Annotated in this window: 15 protein-coding genes; 3 read left to right on the top strand and 12 right to left on the bottom strand. The window is 42.3% G+C overall.

What is annotated here, in order from left to right; genetic code table 11:
- Positions 1–42 precede the first annotated feature (42 nt).
- The 8 genes from NLF99_RS12970 to NLF99_RS12935 are packed head-to-tail and all read right to left on the bottom strand — an operon-like array spanning position 43 to position 12,909.
- The gene (locus tag NLF99_RS12970) at positions 43–798 is read right to left on the bottom strand and encodes an MBL fold metallo-hydrolase (RefSeq protein ID WP_254528794.1); all 756 of its coding nucleotides are present in this window, start codon (positions 796–798) and stop codon (positions 43–45) included.
- Between the two features lie 10 nt (positions 799–808).
- Positions 809–1,960 carry a mandelate racemase/muconate lactonizing enzyme family protein gene (locus NLF99_RS12965; RefSeq protein ID WP_254528792.1) on the bottom strand — a complete coding sequence of 384 codons (1,152 nt, stop codon included), beginning with the start codon at positions 1,958–1,960 and terminating at the stop codon, positions 809–811.
- Positions 1,957–2,925, bottom strand: coding sequence for a zinc-binding dehydrogenase (locus NLF99_RS12960; protein ID WP_254529101.1), 969 nt, complete (start codon positions 2,923–2,925; stop codon positions 1,957–1,959). The genes NLF99_RS12965 and NLF99_RS12960 overlap by 4 nt, the downstream gene beginning before the upstream one ends.
- Positions 2,926–2,960: 35 nt before the next feature.
- Positions 2,961–3,824 carry an amidohydrolase family protein gene (locus tag NLF99_RS12955; protein ID WP_254528790.1) on the bottom strand — a complete coding sequence of 288 codons (864 nt, stop codon included), beginning with the start codon at positions 3,822–3,824 and terminating at the stop codon, positions 2,961–2,963.
- 29 nt (positions 3,825–3,853) lie between these two features.
- The gene (locus NLF99_RS12950) at positions 3,854–5,236 is read right to left on the bottom strand and encodes a glycosyl hydrolase (protein WP_254528788.1); all 1,383 of its coding nucleotides are present in this window, start codon (positions 5,234–5,236) and stop codon (positions 3,854–3,856) included.
- A 28-nt stretch (positions 5,237–5,264) separates the two neighbouring features.
- The gene (locus NLF99_RS12945) at positions 5,265–8,102 is read right to left on the bottom strand and encodes a hypothetical protein (protein WP_254528786.1); all 2,838 of its coding nucleotides are present in this window, start codon (positions 8,100–8,102) and stop codon (positions 5,265–5,267) included.
- Between the two features lie 47 nt (positions 8,103–8,149).
- Positions 8,150–9,787 (bottom strand): RagB/SusD family nutrient uptake outer membrane protein, encoded by a 1,638-nt coding sequence (locus tag NLF99_RS12940; protein WP_254528784.1) that lies wholly within the window; start codon positions 9,785–9,787, stop codon positions 8,150–8,152.
- A 29-nt stretch (positions 9,788–9,816) separates the two neighbouring features.
- Positions 9,817–12,909: a TonB-dependent receptor gene (locus tag NLF99_RS12935; protein ID WP_254528782.1), complete on the bottom strand. Its 3,093-nt coding sequence runs from the start codon at positions 12,907–12,909 to the stop codon at positions 9,817–9,819.
- A gap of 296 nt (positions 12,910–13,205) precedes the next feature.
- Between NLF99_RS12935 and NLF99_RS12930 the strand changes: the two genes are divergently transcribed.
- Positions 13,206–14,108, top strand: a complete 903-nt coding sequence (locus NLF99_RS12930) for an AraC family transcriptional regulator (RefSeq protein ID WP_254528780.1) — start codon at positions 13,206–13,208, stop codon at positions 14,106–14,108.
- Positions 14,109–14,731: 623 nt separating this feature from the next.
- Here the strand turns inward: NLF99_RS12930 and ybeY are convergent.
- Both ybeY and ruvX read right to left on the bottom strand, forming a co-directional pair.
- Positions 14,732–15,166 (bottom strand): rRNA maturation RNase YbeY, encoded by a 435-nt coding sequence (gene ybeY / locus NLF99_RS12925; RefSeq protein ID WP_254528778.1) that lies wholly within the window; start codon positions 15,164–15,166, stop codon positions 14,732–14,734.
- 1 nt (position 15,167) lies between these two features.
- A complete protein-coding gene (gene ruvX, locus NLF99_RS12920) occupies positions 15,168–15,581 on the bottom strand; it encodes a Holliday junction resolvase RuvX (protein WP_254528776.1) in 414 nt (137 codons plus the stop codon).
- A 97-nt stretch (positions 15,582–15,678) separates the two neighbouring features.
- On the opposite strand from ruvX, the gene def reads away from it, so the two are divergent.
- Both def and NLF99_RS12910 read left to right on the top strand, forming a co-directional pair.
- Positions 15,679–16,899 (top strand): peptide deformylase, encoded by a 1,221-nt coding sequence (def, locus tag NLF99_RS12915; RefSeq protein WP_254528774.1) that lies wholly within the window; start codon positions 15,679–15,681, stop codon positions 16,897–16,899.
- Positions 16,900–17,010: 111 nt separating this feature from the next.
- Complete coding sequence (locus NLF99_RS12910) at positions 17,011–17,646, top strand: response regulator transcription factor (protein ID WP_254528772.1); 636 nt, start codon at positions 17,011–17,013, stop codon at positions 17,644–17,646.
- On the opposite strand, the gene NLF99_RS12905 is transcribed toward NLF99_RS12910, so the two are convergent.
- Together NLF99_RS12905 and NLF99_RS12900 are read right to left on the bottom strand one after the other, a co-directional pair.
- Positions 17,643–18,695, bottom strand: coding sequence for a glutaminyl-peptide cyclotransferase (locus tag NLF99_RS12905; protein ID WP_254528770.1), 1,053 nt, complete (start codon positions 18,693–18,695; stop codon positions 17,643–17,645). The genes NLF99_RS12910 and NLF99_RS12905 overlap by 4 nt on opposite strands.
- 1 nt (position 18,696) lies before the next feature.
- Positions 18,697–19,041: a YraN family protein gene (locus NLF99_RS12900; protein ID WP_254528768.1), complete on the bottom strand. Its 345-nt coding sequence runs from the start codon at positions 19,039–19,041 to the stop codon at positions 18,697–18,699.
- Between the last annotated feature and the right edge of the window lie 2 nt (positions 19,042–19,043).

Here is a 19,043-nt window from a genome sequence, read left to right as displayed (position 1 = left end):
AATTAAACTAATTCATATTGATTTCCATCGTTTTCTAGCTGACTACCAAATAAATGGCACCATTATTTCGGGGATGATACATTGCTCTCCCAAATTATTATGCTGACAGAACCATTTGAACACCTCTGGGTTTTCCGTATTCAGGGTCATCATATCATAGTGGTTCGGCATAACATATTTTGGCTGCAGTACTCCTGCAAACTCTGCAGCTTGTTCTGCTCCTAGGTTTCCCCATTTACCATTGATTGGGACCAGCATGACTTCAGGGCTCTTTGGTGCAGCGGCTAGTACCAAAGGGTGATACTGAGTATCGCTGGTATGATAGAAATTTCGTCCGTTGGAAAATTCCACAAAATACCCAGTTGTATCAAGTACATCGATACCTGTAGGCAGGGCAAATACACCGGTAATCCTGATTTGACCGTTAGACCAAGTTTCCCCTACATCCAAAACTATAATTTGTCGATTGCTAATGCCTAAATTAGGCAGGCGTTTGGCAGTAAGCCTTGGCGCAATGAACAATGTACTGTCCTTGTTCTGATATTTTGATATGGTGCTTGGATCTAAATGATCCAAATGATCATGCGTTATGATATAGATATCTACATCAAGGTCTTCTGGTAATATGGGTGGAGAATAGAGTCGTGAAAATTCCGGGGCACCTTGTGCCGCAGAATCAGAAAGGTAAGGGTCTATAGCAAGGGTTAAATTTCCTGTACGGGCAACGTAACCTGCCTGCCCCAGCCACCATATAGCAGCTTGATTCACTAAGAGATTCTGATTTTTAATAGATTCCATAATCTCTATCTTACAAATTGACACAGAAACGCTTAACTGCCTTTTCATTGATTTCAACCCCCAACCCAACTCCTTTAGGCACAGCGATATACCCATCAGAATCCATTTTTACTGGATTTTCGATAATCTCTCGTAACATTGGGTTATCACTCACATTATATTCTAAAAACAGTGATTTAGTCAGAACTGCATTCAAGTGAAGACTTGCTGAAGTCAATAGGTCAGTTAACCAAGCATGTGGGCAGACATCAATACTCGCATATTCTGCTTCCCAGACAATTTTTCTAGCCTGAGTGAACCCTCCACAGCGAGAAAGATCTGGTTGTACAACATCGATACCACCACGTTGGATCAATTCTCGAAATCCCCAGCCAGTAGCCTCTTGTTCTCCTGCGGCAATTCTCGTCCTAACACCAGCTGACTTAACCTTATTATAACCATCGTATGATTCCGGGTTTAAAAAGTCTTCCAGCCAAAATATATTGTAAGGTTCTAGGGCGCGGCATAGTTCAATGGCATCATAGGCACTTCGATTAACCATCCAGCCAGCATCCACCATGAGTTCAACATCAGGACCCAAGGATTCCCGAGCGGCCTGGACTAGTTTGATATCTTGTTTAGGGTTCTGTCCAAATACTCCCCATCCAAATTTCACGGCCGTGAAGCCTTGCTGTAAGTAAAATTCACAGGCCTCCTTCATCGCTTCTGTAGTCGGCCGGAATAAGGTGGAAGCATAGGCACGTACCTTGTCCCTTCGAGCACCGCCCAGGATTTTATGGATCGGCCTTCCTATTGCCTTTCCCATAATATCATGGCAGGCGATATCAAATCCAGACAAAACCTGCATGGCTACCCCCCTCCTACCAAAATAGATCATTCCTCTGTAAATCTTATCCCAGAGACGTTCAACCTCAAAGGGATCTTCCCCTATGACAAGAGACCTTAATCCCTCAAATACACCAGCACCACTTTCTGGGGCATTGACCACAGCCTCCCCAACATGAGGGGCTGTTTCTACATCCGACCATCCGGAAATTCCTTCATCGGTACTGACCTTTATGAGTAGACAGTGTTTTACCCCTCGTGCTTCATCACTTCCCTCTGGTGACTTAATTTCATATGGAGATTGTAGAATAAAAGCTTCAACGTTTGTTATTTTCATAAATTTGATTGATTAAAAGTTAGAGCGACTTTGATGGCTTGATCGTGATGTTCCGCTACTAGGCGAAAGGCCTGTTTCCAGTCTGCAAATGGAATATGCTGTGTTATGACTTCATTTATAGCTAATGCTGGATCGGCCAGGCATTCCATAGCTTCATCCATCTTGTGCTCGTCGTTGCATGCTCCGACAATTTCAAGTTCTGACACGTGAAGGGTGAAAAGGTTCAGACTCACAGGCTCGATAATGTTACTGAAAACAACTAACCTGCCTCGAGGACGAAGGGCATTTAAGCAGGTCTCCAAAGCTCCGTTTGCGCTTACCGCCAGAATAGCAACATCTACGGATTTGTCCGCGACGTTGCCAGCAATCTCCACATCCGGAATCCTAGACAATCTGAATGGCTCCTTACCGATCACAATAACGTGTGAAGCACCGGCCCGATTTGCTAAACGAGAAATGATATTTCCAAAAGGTCCATCTCCCAGCACTAACACCCGTTTTCCTTTTATCTCTCCTGCCCTGGAAATGGCTTGCAGACAAACCGATACCGGTTCCAACAGCGCACCTCTATCAAAAGGAAGTGTTGATGGCAATTTTCTTACACGATCTGCTCGCTGTAGATAATATTCCGCAAAGCAACCGTCCTTGTCGATTCCTAGATGTCCCATATTTGAGCAGATGTGATCGAATCCCCTTAAGCACTCTGCGCAGTTCCCACATGGGATCACGGGATGAGACGCAACTCTATCACCAGGTGAAAAATCATCCACAGCAGATCCACATTGAACAACTATTCCCGCACCTTCGTGACCCATTGTTATCGGATACACAATGCCAAATGGGTTACTTTTCAGGTCATGCAGATCTGAGGTACAAATAGTCGCTGCCTGCGTTTTAATCAGAACCTGATCTGCTGCAGGGATAGGTACGGGTAACTCAACTTCACATAGTTCATTGAGTCCCATGAGCTGTAAGGCCCTCATAGTCTTTCCAGTCATGTTCATTGTACATTTGGAGTTGGGTGATTTAAACCTAGAAGGTTTAAAGTATCACGGTGAATAATACTTTCAATGATCTCGTCCGAAATCCTCGGCAAACTGCTATTCCCCAATATGGAATTCATGTTTCGTATATTTGCTATCGAATCAGCAGTTGTGGTGAAAGGAAAATCGGAACCAAAAAGCACTTTGCCCTGTGCTCCATACTCAACCAAAAGACTCATTGAATTATAGAACTGCCATGGCCTGTAGTAAAGTGCTGAGATATCTGCGAATACATTAGCATGCCTGCGGATCACAGCAATTGTTTCTCCTTCCCAAGGATGTCCCAAATGGGCCAACACCATGTGCAAATCTGGAAATTTAACAGCAACAGCGTCAAAATGGATGGGACGAGAATAATCTAGGTAAGTACCGCTAATGAAGGAAGTCCCTGCATGAAATAAAATTGGGAGACTATGTTTAACGCAGTATTGGTAAAGCTCAAAACATCGTTTGTCTGTAGGATGTATGTTCTGGTATAGAGGAGCCATTTTTACTCCTACTGCACCCAGATCCTGATGTGTCCTCTCCAACTCCTGCATATAATTTGGTTGAGTAGGGTCAATAGAAGTAAAGAATAGCAGCCGATTTGAAGCCAGAGCTACATGTTCTGCTACCATATCGTTGGAAATATTCCATCCAGTTTTAAAAGCTTGCAGACCAAAAACCACGGCTACATCTGCAGCTTTTGTTGTTTCGAGATGTCTCTGCTTTACATCCCCCCATTCTGCTGGGTTCACTCCGCACCTGTTTAAATCTGCAAGAAGGTTCACCCCAAAATCAATCTCCGGTCGAAAAACATGTGTATGTAAATCTACAATCATAATTTAAATATTTTAATCATTTACCTAAATCACTCCAATGACCAATAGTGAACGGCCCATGGTTCTAATCTTAAAGATAATGTTTGGTTCCCTTTTTCGAGCTTGATGAAGGGATTAGGGTGTAAACGTTGGTTCTCATCAACTGCACCTGGGCTTGCGTCAAGGACGATATGTCGAACTCGCATTTCTTTTGGCAGATCGCGGAGGTCCAACTTCAATTCAATCGTTTGATCAGAAAAATTCCACAGCATCATGTTATGCATCATTAACTTGGGGTCATAAGTAGCAAAACCATGGACTTTTTCGTGGTCCGAATTTACTTTCAATTTATTTCCAGCCATCCTGGAGATCAGTTTAAAAGAATAATAAGCGGGACGAAGTTGGTTTTGGTAATCTATTAACCCACTGAACTGTGCCTGTCTATTCCACCATCGGGTCATGAAAGCAGCTCCAGAAGGAGAAAACACTTTGGCAAAAGTGTCGTAATTTACATACCAGTCCTTTATCTGATAATAGCACGACCAGTCTAATCCTGCATCTTTCATCTGCCAAATGGTTTCTGCTATGAAACATGGTTGAAACCTTGGGTCCAAAGGAGGGTTAAACAAATCCATATTCCACTCGTTCATTATAATCTGAGGCTGAAGACCGGTAAACTGACGAGATAGGTTCTTAACGTACTCGATCTGCGCCCTTATTGCAGAAGGATCATTGTTATAGTTATGAAACGAAACAAAATCGAGCTGTAATTTCTGCTGGGAACAGACTTTCATCAATTCGGGCAGGATAGGTGATTTATAATACGCTAGTGCAGGTCCACCGACCTTTGCCTGTGGATCAGCTCTTAAAATGGCCGAGGTAGTATGTTTGTAATAACGCGCATAGCTTTCTGGTTTAAAGCGATAAGGTGTCCCTCCATCCTCACCAATATCTACCTCATTGCCAACTTCCCAAAATTGTATACCTACCTTACGATCCACGAAATGCCTTACGACCTGATACACAAACTCCTCCCAAGCCTTGTAGTCATTCGGCTCTACGATATCTTGGTCGATGACAGGGAAGAATACCTTAGGTTTCAAACAAAAGCTCATAAATGGCTTTGCTCCTGTCTCCAATATGTTGTTTACCATACTGTCCAAAGTATCAAAATGGTATTGTCCGTTTTGAGGGAGGACATCATAATATTCACTTACAAATAACCTAATAATCGCAGGGTTAAGAGCCCGAATCTCAGCGATTCTGCCAGCGAGCATGGGCTCTTCGGTCAATCCCCCCTGGCCTAATGACATTTGCTCCATTTTCATTGGCCCCAATTCTTTGGAAAAATCTATTTTCATATTTGCAGTTTGGCCGCAGGCACTGGCATAGAGCAGCAATGAAAGTACGGCCATTAAAAAGAATGATCTCATATTTAAGTATTTAAAGTTTTTTATTGAATCAATATTTAGCGGTTATCACGTATTGTTTTTCAATAGGTTGATCCAACTGGATATATTCACTGCTTACATTGAAATTCTCCCAAGGTTCTCCGTTGACCAATACGGATCGTATCGGTAACCCTTGGGGATGCCGTAACCTTACCAGCATTGCCTTTGGTGGATTTCGCTCGGATAACTCAATCTCTACGCTGATATGGTTCTCATTCAGGCCAATTATGGTATAGGAAACCGGTCCAAAATAAGTAGGTGCATCCTTTACGGTTATTTTTTTATCCTTTTCCAACCATTTTCTAGGTGTGGCCTGTGCAATGAACAGTGTATCCTGTCCGATTTCATTGAGCAACATTTTACGATAGATCTCAAACCATGCACCATCGGTACTTGGCGGACCATAGTATTGTCCCCATGCCCAGCGATGTTCTAATGAGGTAAGCTGTCCATGGGCAAAACCACTTGCCATTAGGCTGTAAAAGGCACGGATAACTGCCTTTGGATTATCGCGCAACAGGTATGTATTTGCCTGCTGGATATAAACAGGTTCATTTGCAGCCCCCTGATTTTTTAAGAACAGGTTATCCTCATGATCATTTAACATCGCAGTTGTAAGCCAGCTGTGAGGATCGAAAACCTCCAACCTTGAAAGATGCAGAGGGCCTGTATCCACATCAGATGGATACCATTGATCCATGAGGCGCCGGAACGTCATGGCATCTGCCGGTACGTAATTGATCCATGTCCCATCCTCTAACTGTACGATAGGTGACTTAACACTGGCTCTTGAAAACTCCTTGACAACATCTGCTTTCATCTTAGAGGATATGTCTAAGACCTCTTGCGCTCTGGGATGTCCATATTTGGTTAATGCCTTACCAAACAATTCCAGTCCTGCAACGAAATATGCCTGGGTAAATGCCCATTCCCTTTCGGCGGTAGTCAGATCGTTCAAAGGAGCTAGTATTAAACCGGTCTTATTTGTTCCTGAGTTGGCTTTATCGATTTGTGCGATACACCAATCTAGGGTTTTGAGGGCATTCGGTAATAATCTCTCTAATTCACTGGTATTTCCCGAAAGCAGATAATTTTGTGCTATAGCATATAGGTGGCCTGGTGAATAAACACCCCAATTTGCAAATCCGCCTATACGACCATCGGGCTGTTGTTGGGATTTGAACATGGCGGCGATTTCCTGTTCAGCTACATTTTCATACCCACGTAGACCATAGATCATATAATCTACATAGACAGCTTGATTAATAGGCCAATCAGCATTTTTTTGTCCATAGGCAGTATTTGCATACGGTAAGTCCATATGGGGAAGTCCCAAGCTATCCAGGGTATGGCGTGGTAAGACGAGCGAATGCCATAAACTGGCTCTAAATAGATCGTTCACTGCTTGCTCGGAAACCTCAAAATGCGCTCCCCTATCTATCCATTGCTCCCAATAGTTAACCGTTCGATTCCTTGCTAGATCGAACTCTAGGTCTTTTAAGAGGGATATACCATTCCCTTGCACCCCAGGAGATGGGAGCTTGACCATAAACCCTTTCGTAACTCCTGCGGGAAGATTACCACTCACAGAGAACGAAACCCTTTCTCCGTTTTCCACTGAAGGAGCCTTTTCCCCCTCGATTGAAAGGCCTTGGTCTGCCTCGACGATCAACAAAACCTGGCCGCTTTGTGTATCAGTAACAGACCATACACCTGAGGTGTTATTTAGCTCAATCCTTTTACCCTTAACCACATTTGTGAAGCTGAGGTCGAACTGGACTGGCTTGCCATCGCCGGTGATAAATACTTTACTGAGTGATACGCTCGGAATGTCACCCCTAAACACCTTTGCATCTGGATCTAGCGTGCTGACAAATTGTTCCACCTTGGCGAGTTGACCACCCTGCTCAAGTTCAGTGAGTACGATAGGTAGCCCATCGACGACCCTCTGGCTCTTCCATTTACTTCCAGGCCACTGAAAATCCAATTGGAAACGGTGGGGGGAAGCAAAATCAGGTCTGATGTTTGCCCAACGGTCAATCGCAAATTTGTAGACCGAACCGTGCTGGGCAGCTGTAACAGTTAGGTTCCCAACGGTCCCCATGTATTTTGTCTGCCATGAAACGTCCCATTCCAGTGGATTTCCAAAGTCAGGCCATAGACCCTTGAATTCCTCAAGGGTAGCATCGGGGTTCTTGGATACATCATGCAAAATACGAGACCCCTTTAGGTTTTTCAGGTGTAAATGAAAATCTATTGGTTGATCGGCAAGGGTGATATAGACATCTTGCTCTGGTAGCCACATGGCCCTATGCCTGAGCAATTGCTCCAAGCTTAAAGAAAAACCCTCTGTACCTTCTTTGTTCAATTGGATGGAAAGTATTGGTGCATCTGGCTTATTCCAGGAATCATCTTTCAGCCTAGCGGATTGGCCGGGAGAACCTTTTTCCATTAAATATCCCCACATTGCATCTCCATTTAAAGAATAACCATCCCTATGTTTGGCCAGTTCTCTTAATGGAGCGGTAGGTTTTGGCCATTTTACTGTTGCAACGAGCTCGTCAACATCCCCCTTTCCGCAATAAAGTACTGTTGTGGCTGCATTGACTTTTTCACCATTTTCCAAGTTCTTTCCTTGGAGCTTGCTGATTTCCATGCCTTCAGAACCTTTGATCAACGAAACCGTTCGGACTGCCCTTTCTGAGTTCTTCAATCCAAATGAAATTTTAATTTTGACGTGTTGGATTTTCTGTTCCTGCTGAGCAAATACGGCATCATTGAAGATCAGAATACCTGCAAAACAAATAAATATCTTACCGAACAAACGCACCCTTTTTTTTCTAATCATTTCTATTCTATTATCTACTGTACAATTTATCTATATGTCCAATTTTATCATTGAAATATCATATCGTAATTTGGATTCTGTTCCAAATTAGGGTTCTTATCCCTCGCCGATTGTGGAATCGGCAACAAATAATTCTTTTCGGGATAGAACTTTCTTTGCCCTCCACCAGCTGGCACGACCTCATAGACCCATTTTCCTCCTTTCTGTTCAATCTTCATGGCGTGTAGTGGGCCGTTTAAGTTGACATGAGCAAGCTTCAAGCGGAGCAGGTCAGGCAGGCGCTTTTCTTCAAAGGCCAGTTCCACCCTTCTCTCACGGTGGATCGCTGCCCGCATCTGTGCCTGATTCAAACCTTTTGGCAAATCCGGCAATTCGGACCTTTTCCTTACCTCATTGATGGCCTCGTAAACCGATATATCAGGGCCTACCGCTTCATTTTGGGCTTCCGCATAGCTCAATAGAACCTCAGCGTACCTAAAGATAATCCAATTTGCACTGTTGGCATTGTCCATAGCACCGGGATATTTGGGGTCTACTAGTTTTTTGGCATAGTAGCCTGTCCTAGTTGAAATACTGCTGTTGTTCAAGTCTGTTGCGTTCAGGCTCCCCACCCCCTGTTTCATTACCATAATGTCGCCAAGCCATTGAGACCCATCGTAAACAATGGTTTGATAGAATCTCTTTTCCCGGTTTACATAAGGATTTTGAGGATTATATCCTGAGGCTGGGTCCGTGATTGGGAGTCCATTTGCCATGGAATAGGAATCAACCAATTCCTGAGTTGGTCCTACGTGTCCCCAGCCCGTTAGACTCCCCCTAACAAAACGGGGTCCCGTCTGCGCAATATAGTTTGCCAATGAAGTACCCCCCATGTGCTGTCGGCTAAAGATTACTTCCACATTGTTATTGTTTTGCTCTAGGAACAGAGTACCATAGTCGGGGAACAATCGGTAATTGAGCGACATCACTTTTTTGAATGTTGCCGCTGATGCTGCCCATTTCGCTTTATCGTTTGAAGGATTGTATAGAGCTCCTGCCTTAAACAATTCACAGGACCCCTTCAGCGTAAGTGCTGCCCCTTTTGTTGCCCTGCCCGATTCAGCAGTTGGAAGCAGGTCTTTTTCAGCCTCGGTAAGTTCCTTTAATATAAATTCAACCGTTTGCTCAGCAGTATTTCGTGCCCTGAACACATCCTCTCCCTGTTCATTTTGGTTAAGTACATCGATAATGATAGGTACTCCGCCATGATACATCCACAATAGCGAATAAAAGTAAGCTCTCAGGAAACGTGCCTCAGCTAATCTTGTCTTTTTCCAATCCTCTGGAAGGGCCGAAGCACTTACCCGTGCAATGAACAAGTTGCACTTACGGATATTGGCATATTGGCCCCATTGACTCGGCGCATTGCTCGGGGTATAGATGGAAGGACCATAGATGTTCGTACTGACACGCCCTGCCTGTCCATTGATCGAGTTGTCTGAGAAATTTTCCCAGGGATCTCCAATATCCAGGCTTGGTATGGACGCATAGATATTGTTGAGGAATAGATCGGCATTTGAGCTGGTCGACCAGAGCGTACCATCGGATACCTGGTCTTTGGGTGTTACCTCTAGATATTTTGTACATGAAACTAAGCTACAAGTGATAAATATGAGTAACAATGCCTTTTGCGATATTTTTAACATATAGTTCATTTTGAATATATTTATCGTTATTAAAATGTAATGTTGAGGCCCAGTGAAAACGTTCTTTGGTTGGGGTATCCCCAACTCCCATTTGGAATCCATGAATTATTTGGACCTATTTCCGGATCATAGTTCACCAGATTTGTCCATGTCAGTAGGTTCTGACCCGATAAGAAAACCCGAATGTTCTGCATCTTTACTTTCTCTAGGACTTGGGAAGGAAGGCTATAGGAAATCGTAGCGTTCTTCAGTCTCAGGTAACTGGCATCTCCCATCCAGAAAGAAGATGTTTGGGAGTTATTTACTGTTGGAGCGGATGTAAGGCGCGGGTTTGATGCATCGGTGTTTTCCGGTGTCCAGTAATCAAAGTTCTGTACATATGGGAGCATTGTGTCCCAGAAAGGCATAATAGATGATGGGTGATAGTACCAATCAGTCTTACCAGCTCCTTGGAACAGCAGTTCGAGGGCAAAAGATTTATATTGTACGCTTGGTGAAAAGCCATAGATGATTTGTGGTGAGGCAGTTGGTTCCCCGATTACGGTAATATCGTCATCGTTGATCTTTCCATCACTGTTAATGTCCTCATACCGAATGTCCCCAGGCTGGACTGCGCCCCAAGGTTGTATTGCGATTCCAGGGTTCAGATTTCCGTTGCCATCAAAGTCACTTTGCTGAAAATACCCCAGGGCATTGAATCCAAATTGGGTTCCTAAGGGTCTACCGGTAAGGCGTCGATTAGGGTTATTGAGAGTTGTAGGGGTCTCAAAAACCTGGATTAACTTGTTTTTCGCATATGTTAGATTTGCTCCTAAAGAGACTCTCAGGTCATCAGAAAAACTATAGCTCGAGCTAGCCGTTATGTCAAACCCTCGGTTATCCATGATTCCGGCGTTTACTTGGCTTAGGCCAATACCATATTCAGCCGGAACGATAACATCTGGATTCATGAGCATATTTGACCTTTTCTCATAGAAATAATCAATTTCTAGATTCAGGAGACCTTTCCATAGATTTGCTTCCAACCCAACATCAGTTTTCTTGGCCCTCTCCCAGGTAATATTTGGGTTTGGCTCAGCTTTTTCCCTGATTCCCTGTACAGCACTGTTCCCCAAGACATAATTTGTACCAAGCACACTATAGGTGCTCATGTATTGGAACGGACTACCGGCCAAGGCACCAACCTCACCATAGGAACCTCGTATCTTAAGGTTATCTAACCAGGAAACCTTATTCTTCAGGAAGTTTTCCTCGGACAGACGCCATCCTGCAGAGAAAGCAGGAAAGAACCCAAACCTCTGTTCTGGAGCGAAAAAATAACTTCCGTCATATCTACCGCTTGCTTCCAATAAATACTTTTGTGCATAATCATAGGCAACACGGTAAACCAACCCCATCTGCCGGGAGGCACTTGAAGCACCTCCGGTACTCATATCTGCCTGGCTAGAACTGCCCATGTTCAGTTCGTCTATTGTCAAGTTGAAGTTTCTGCGCTCTGCCATCAAACTTACCAGGTCATTGCTTTTAGCTTCAAACAATCCCAAAACATTGATGTTATGTTTGCCAAAGGCACGGTCATAGTTCAAGCCAGCCTGGTAAGTAAGTTGCGCACTATGGTCCGTCGCATGGCGGAGCGAGGGTTTGGTCTGACCCCAGATTCCATCGTTAATCACGTACGGAGTTTGGGACTTATCTAGGCTCGCCTTATGGACCGGGAGCAACCATGTTTTGTTGGAGATAAAAGAAGGGTCATATGCAACTGTTCCCTTGAATTTCAGTCCTGGGACAAAGTTTATCTTCTGTTCAATGGACAGTTGGGAGTACAGTGAGGTCGTATTTAGTTTCTGGTAACCACTTTCAAAAAGGCTACCGGTCACAAATGTACCTGGCAAACCGTTACTGAAGCGGAGTGGGCCATACAAAGGGTGCAGATATCCGATTAGCTCGAATATCCGGCCCGTTGAAACCGGAGGATATAAATCATTTTGCTTTCGCCCATTGAGCGTAAAAGTAGCTGTTGTGCTGCTCGTTACATGAGCCTCTAAGTTAATCGCTAGGTTAAATCTCTCGGTATTGGTTGTAGGCCACATCCCTTCTTGAAACTGATACCCCAGGGAAGCGTAATATTTTACACGCTCGGCACCTCCTGTAATCTCCAGATTATGATTGGTCAGTATAGCATTGGGGTTGGTCAGGTCGCCCCATATATTCTTAAATGTAGGGAAAGCATCAGGATCTGAGCCGTCCTGGAACTTCTGCAAATCAGATTCAGAGTAAGGTTCAACAAGTCCCTCATTCTTAGCGGCTGCATTTCTTAGGGTAGCATATTGGAAAGAGTTCACGAAATCTGGTAGAACGACAGGGTTCTGAAAACCAACCCAGCCATTATAGCTCATGGTCGGGGCTCCCATTTTACCTTTTTTTGTTGTCACCAAAATAACACCATTCGCCCCTGCCACTCCATAAGGCGCCACAGCAGCGGCATCCTTTAAAATCGAAAAGGATTCAATGGAATTTGGATCCAGCTGCTGAAAACTGCGTGGTATCCCATCTACAATAATCAATGGCTGACTAGTTCCCGTGGAGGAGATACCACGAATGAATATATTTGAACCATCCCTCCCAGGTTCTCCAGATCCTTGTTTGACCATCACCCCTGCCAATCTCCCACCCAGACCGTTGCTTAGGTTAGAAATCGGAACTGAAGAAATTTCTTCCCCCTTCATTGTTGACACGGCCGCAGTTACAGACGTCTTCTTCTGTGTTCCGTATCCTACGACTACGACCTCATCGATTCCGCTTTGGGAGTCTTTGAGCACGATGCTCAAAAATTCCTGGGTAATCACCTGTACGGTAATTTCCTCCATCCCAGTGTATGAGACCTTTAATGTCTGGCCTATTGCCACCTCTAGAGCGAATTCGCCCTTTGAATCTGTACTGGTGCCCTGCTGGGTTTCCAGAATAATTACTGAGGCGCTGACCAAGGGAGTTTTTCCATCGGTAACTTGTCCTCTGATCGACAACTTCTTCTGAGCAGAAACATTGGAAATCAAAAAGGAAACAAAAAGCAACAACAGGAATATCTTCCTGGAATTGACTAGAAGCAAGTATTTTAATTTCATAATAAAGTTATTGGTTTGAGTGGTGAAATTTAAAAATATAAATCTGGGATATCCTATGGTTCCAGATTCCTCAACACAAATATATTTGGAACATTTGCCTATATATTACACAATCTTGTTTAAACATTATCCTATTTTGTAATTCTGAATATGGTCAGGGATTTGACATTCTCTAGATTTTGCAATAATTTTGATGGATTGTTAGCTTTTGAAAAAACAATTGAAAACATTTTGTTAAATCCAATTGAGCGACAAGTCTGTTTGAACGGATTGAAGAAATATGCTATCTTTATTACATGAAGCCCCATTATAAACCTATATCTTCTGAATCCAAACTGTTCAAAGTTGAATTCCAAGAAAACCAAAAGGATTTCTATTATCCCTGGCATTATCATTCTGAATTGGAACTAGCCTTTATTGTCAGTGGGAAGGGTATCCGATATGTAGGGAATTTTATGGAAAATTTTTTCGGCGAGGAATTGGTGCTGATCGGATCAAATCTACCGCACAATTGGACTAACCAAATGGAGGAAGAACAGCCTGTAACCGCAATCGTGGTCTTTATAAAAGAGGAATTCTTGGAAAAGGCATGGATGCACAGTATAGAATTTGAGGCGATCAAGAAACTTCTAACAGAAATGAATAAGGGGATAAAGGTCAACAAGGAGTCCACCCAGAAATTAAAGCCTAAGTTTCTTGAACTCCTAAAGGCGAACGAGTTTGAAAAACTCATCATTTTACTTCAAATCCTCCAAGATCTTGCAACAAACGCAGACTACCAATTTCTTTGTGAACAAGAATTTACCTGTGACATAAATGAACTTGAAAAAAAACGGATAAACATTGTTTACGACTATATCCAAAAAAACTATCTACAGCAAATAACACTCGCGGACATCTCCTCAAAGATAAATATGAGCGAAGAGTATTTTTCAAGATTTTTCAGCAAAACTATGAAAAAGCCTTTTTTTGAATTTCTTAATGAATACAAAATCAATCAAGCTTGTAAATTATTGATAGAAACGGATAAGCACGTGAGTGAAGTCTGTTATGCATCAGGCTACGAAAGCATTACGTATTTTTATAGGCAATTTAAGAAGTTCAAAAACTGCCAACCAAAGAACTATCGTGCCAATTACCGTAAGATGGCAGAGAATGAACTACAGAATGAAGGCATTACAGATCTATTAAATTCATAAAGTAAATTAATTTGGAACAGTCCTCTTCCTATTTCATTTTCAATGGCTAGTGGAGGAAATACTTTATTAACATATCAGCGCTCCCAATCCAACTTCCTGTAAACCAATGAGCTACCAATTTCAAATGGGAAGTGCAACCTCCCATTTTTCAGCTGGGCGTAGGATTGTTGATGCCTATTTAAAAGATGGATTTTCAGACTTGCGATTAACAAAATCGTATAGGTAAGACAGCTATGATCAGAATCAAGTGGAAAACCGAACATTGTCATTCCCATGAAGTAAATAGGAATTCTTTAAGACCGCTATAGAGGGATTGAAGGAAAATATCGATAATTCCAATAAAACTAAACTCCGTATTTTGGAGCTCTGAAAATCATTAAATCTAATCTTTTTTTGACAGGTGTTTGTGGCTTCAGTTCCTTGGGTGTCTAGAAGAAGAGACCTAAAGGTTCCAAATGAAAGTTTAAGAATTATCAATATCTAATTAAAAAAATCATTCCCAGCTATCACCAGTTGATTATATGCATATTATTCTGAATAACACTTACTGAAAGGAAATCAATGGACTAAATGAATCTTCGGTTTATCAATATTGTTGACCCTCTAAATAATATGGTCAATTATCAAAAACCTCTAATTGAAAGGTAGTGATCCTCTTTTTCTGTCATCAGGGTTTTATCTTCCTTCTTCTTGTCGTAATAACCGCATAGGTGAAGTACGCCATGGATGATAACACGATGAAGTTCATCGCGTTCGGAGACATTGAATTTTTTGGCATTTTCGGTGGTCCTTTCCACGGAAATAAAAATATCTCCAGCGATTACGTCTTCATCCTCGGAGGAATCAAAGGTCACGATATCAGTGAAGGTATCATGGTCTAGGTATTGTTTGTTGATTTCCAAAAGATAGGCATCAGAGCATAACACAAAGCTCAACTCTCCTACGCGCTTAAAACCTTCGGCTTTAATCGTTGCGCCAATCCATTCCCTAACCTTTTGTTTTTCCTTGAGTGTAAAATCGATGTCTTCAGAAAAAAACTGAATGTCCTTCAATGCCATATTAAAAAGATTTGCTATCCATATAAGTCTGCAGAATCAATACTGCCGAAACTTTATCAATCAATTGTTTATCCTGTCTTTTGCTTTTTTTCATCCCTGATTGTGCAATAGCTTGGGAGGCAATTTTTGAGGTGAACCTTTCATCGACCTCTACAATCGGAATATTGGGATATGTTTTGCAGAGCTTCCTACTAAAACCGACCACATGCTGATCAGATTCAGAGGCAGTCCCGTCTAATTGCTTGGGCTTGCCAATGACAAAGGTTTCCACTTGTTCCTTGGCAAGGTAGTCGGACAGGAATTTCCAGATTTCCTCTGGGTGTATGGTGGTCAATGGGCTTGCAATAATCTGCATACTGTCGGAAACAGCAATTCCAATTCTCTTGGTCCCATAATCAAACGCCATTATTCTCATGTCTCTGCAATTTTCACAAATTTACAATTAAACTTTAGAATAGCCCTATTCAATAATCGCAAAATATCTATACATTTGATAGATATTAATTCAAAAAATGAAAGCACTCATCTACTTCATCAGCTTCTTTGCTCCGGTAATTCTAATGGCCCAATCTTTGGAACAGGAAATTCAGTCCTATAGGGACAAACAGATCCAGGAAATGGTAAAGGATGAATTTGGTCCCTTGCGAAAAGATCAGGTAGAATATGTGACCTTCTACCCTGCAAAACAAGATTATGTCGTTACGGCAGAAGTAGAACAGCTTTTCAATGAACCAACCTTCAGGATGCCCACATATGATGGTACCTCCAATGAGTACAAGAGGTATGGATTTTTGAATTTTGAATTGAATGGGAAGAAATATAAGCTTACGGCTTACCAAAGGGTGGCACTATTCCAGAATGCTACCTATAAAAACCATCTTTTTGTTCCATTCATGGATAACACGACTGGAGAAACCTCCTATGAGGGCGGTCGTTATCTGGATCTGAGCATTTCAGATATTAAGGATGGAAAGATCAAGATCGATTTCAATAGGGCGTATAATCCTTACTGTGCCTACAGCAATGGATACCGATGCCCACAGCCTCCAAAGGATAATATTTTGAATGCAGCCATCGAAGCTGGGGAGAAAAAGTACAATGGACCTAAAAACGAAAGAAACGTGAATAAGAGTACGGCAAAGAACTTTAATGATTTTGAAAAATCTTTGATCAATACCGCTGATGAAAACAGCTTGATGCATGTTTACCAGATTACAGATGAAAAGGAGTTGGCGGTCCTGAAGAAACCATCTGAGGACATTAAATTTGATGACCCTTTATTGGATAAAATAGCGGCAAGGATGTTACTTACGGTCAAGGACCCTGAACATCCTGGAGTTGGGATCGCAGGGCCACAGGTTGGCATCAACAAAAATGTCATTTGGGTTCAGCGCTTGGATAAAAAGGACGAACCTTTTGAGTTTTATCTGAACCCTAAGATCATCTGGCGTTCAAAGCTTACCCGCCAAGGTGCAGAGGGCTGTCTATCCATTCCTGATCTAAGACAGGACGTGAAGCGCAGCTATGCCATCAAATTACAGCATATTGATCGTAAAGGACAAGTGAAGGAGGAGTTGATAGAAGGTTTTACAGCTGTAATATTCCAGCATGAGGTAGACCATCTTTACGGTATTTTATTCCCCGATCGTATAGAAGAATCAAACAAGATAGAATTTGAGTCTTTGAATGATAAGCCAGATTTTTTCATTCAAAAAGGTAGTATCAGACCTTAATAGCGGAGAAAAATCGCTGTACCCGTAAACAGGGATATTTCAAATTGACCATTTTTTTGCTAAAAACTTGGTTATCTTTAGGATTAATATTGAACCACTTTCCTAAAGACCATGTACAAATCAGCCTATAGCATTGCTATTGTCGATGATCATTCGCTAATCCTTCAAGGGTTGGTCAGCCTATTGGACCGCATAAAATCTTATGAGGTGACCGCCACATTTACCAAGGGTTCTGAACTTTTGCAATACCTTGAAACCGACCCCGTAGATATTGTCCTGCTAGATATTTCACTTCCAGATATTAACGGTATAGACCTCTGCTTGGAGATCAAGCGAATCGCTCCGAATGTGATCATCTTGGGCTTGAGCAACCATACAGAGCGTAGTGTCATCCTTCAGCTCATGCAAAATGGTGCTTCAGGTTACCTGCTCAAGAACATCGATATCGTGGAATTGGAAAAATGCCTGGATCAAGCGGTGAACAAACAGATGGTATTCAGCTCTGCTGTACAGGAGATCATTGCCAATCCGATAAGTTCAGATCTGCCCCTATTACCCAAGCTTACGAAAAGAGAGACTGAAATTCTGAAACTGATCGCATTAGGGAAGACTTCAGTTCAGATTGCGGAGGAGTTGTTTTTGTCCCCGCTCACCATCGAAACCCATAGGAAAAGGATGATGAGCAAGTTCAAAACAAAAAATATGATGTCGTTGATTAAAATAACGACAGAGAACAAATTGATCTAGCGCTCTTTTAAGCGGACTTCGAACAATTTAGTCCAGTGCTTTCCTGTTACCAATAAGGTTTTGCTGTCTGGTTTATAGGCTATACCGTTCATCTCATTATCATAAGGAGCGCGGTTATCGCTGTATAAGCCAACAAAGTTGATCCTACCCTCAACGATTCCAGTCTTAGGATCGATGATCACCATTTCGTCTTTATCGCCGTAATAGAGGTTTGCATAGATCTTGCCGTCAATGAATTCCAATTCATTTAACTTTTCTACAGGACCATTATCATCAAAAACAGCAATGGAACCTGTTTCTGCTAATGTTGCTTGATCTAAGAAATATAGATTGTTGGATCCATCGGATTTGATGAACTGTTCGCCATCATTGGTCAAGCCCCAGCCTTCTTTGCTGTTCTGGTAATCAAAGGACTTCAATAGCTTGAATGTATTTTTATCATATACATGCCCCTTGTTGTTCTGCCAAGTCAATACGTACATGTTATTTCCAACTACGGTCATCCCTTCACCAAATTCATCAGCCGCTAGGTCTGCTTTCTGAAGGACCTTGCCTGTTGCTAACTCCACTTTCCGCAAGGTAGATTCACCTAACTGACCGGTAGTTTCATATAAAGTTCCGTTTTCGAAGAATAGCCCTTGGGTAAAGGCTCCTTGATCGTGCGGATAGGTATTTACTACTTCAAAAGCGTATTGCTTTGGAGCGGGCGGAACGACCAAGACTTCGCTGTATGCTATATCCTCTTTGCCTTGGGAATACACCTTTGCACTCAATCTTTTATTTCCATAGCTATAGGCGTCAGTATCAAACACGACCGCTGTTGTGTCGGTTTTACGGTCAAAAATATCACCATCCACCGAATAGACCACTGAGTCTACTGCTGCGTCAGGAAATTTCAACTTCACTTGCACCTTCTCCCCTTTCAGGACCTTGCTGTTATTGGTTGGATTGATAAATTCAACCTTGCTTTGTTGGGTTTTACAACCGATGACCAAGGAAATGGAAAGGATAGTTAGTGCCTGAATGCTAAGCTTTAGTTTCTTATTCATATTAATAATTCCAAAATGCGTCTTTTATATATGTTGATTTTCCGTCTATAAAGGTAATGACATCGAACCTGATTTCTCCACGATGATCTTTTTGCATGATATAGGCTTCTGCGGCCCTACTCAGTCTATTTTGTTTTTGTGAATTGATCATATCCCTTTCGGTTCCAAACGCCGAAGAAGACCTTACTTTCACTTCCACAAATACCAAAACGTCATTATCATGGGCGATAATATCTACCTCTAGATTTTTATGTCGCCAATTTAATTCAATAATTTGAAAACCAATCTTTTTTAAAAATAAAACCGCCATTTCTTCACCTTTTGTTCCAGTGGTCTTGCGGTCCATTT

It is taken from the genome of Sphingobacterium sp. LZ11T8 (assembly GCF_024261425.1).
Lineage (GTDB): Bacteria > Bacteroidota > Bacteroidia > Sphingobacteriales > Sphingobacteriaceae > Sphingobacterium.
This window is presented reverse-complemented; position numbering and strand designations above follow the sequence as displayed.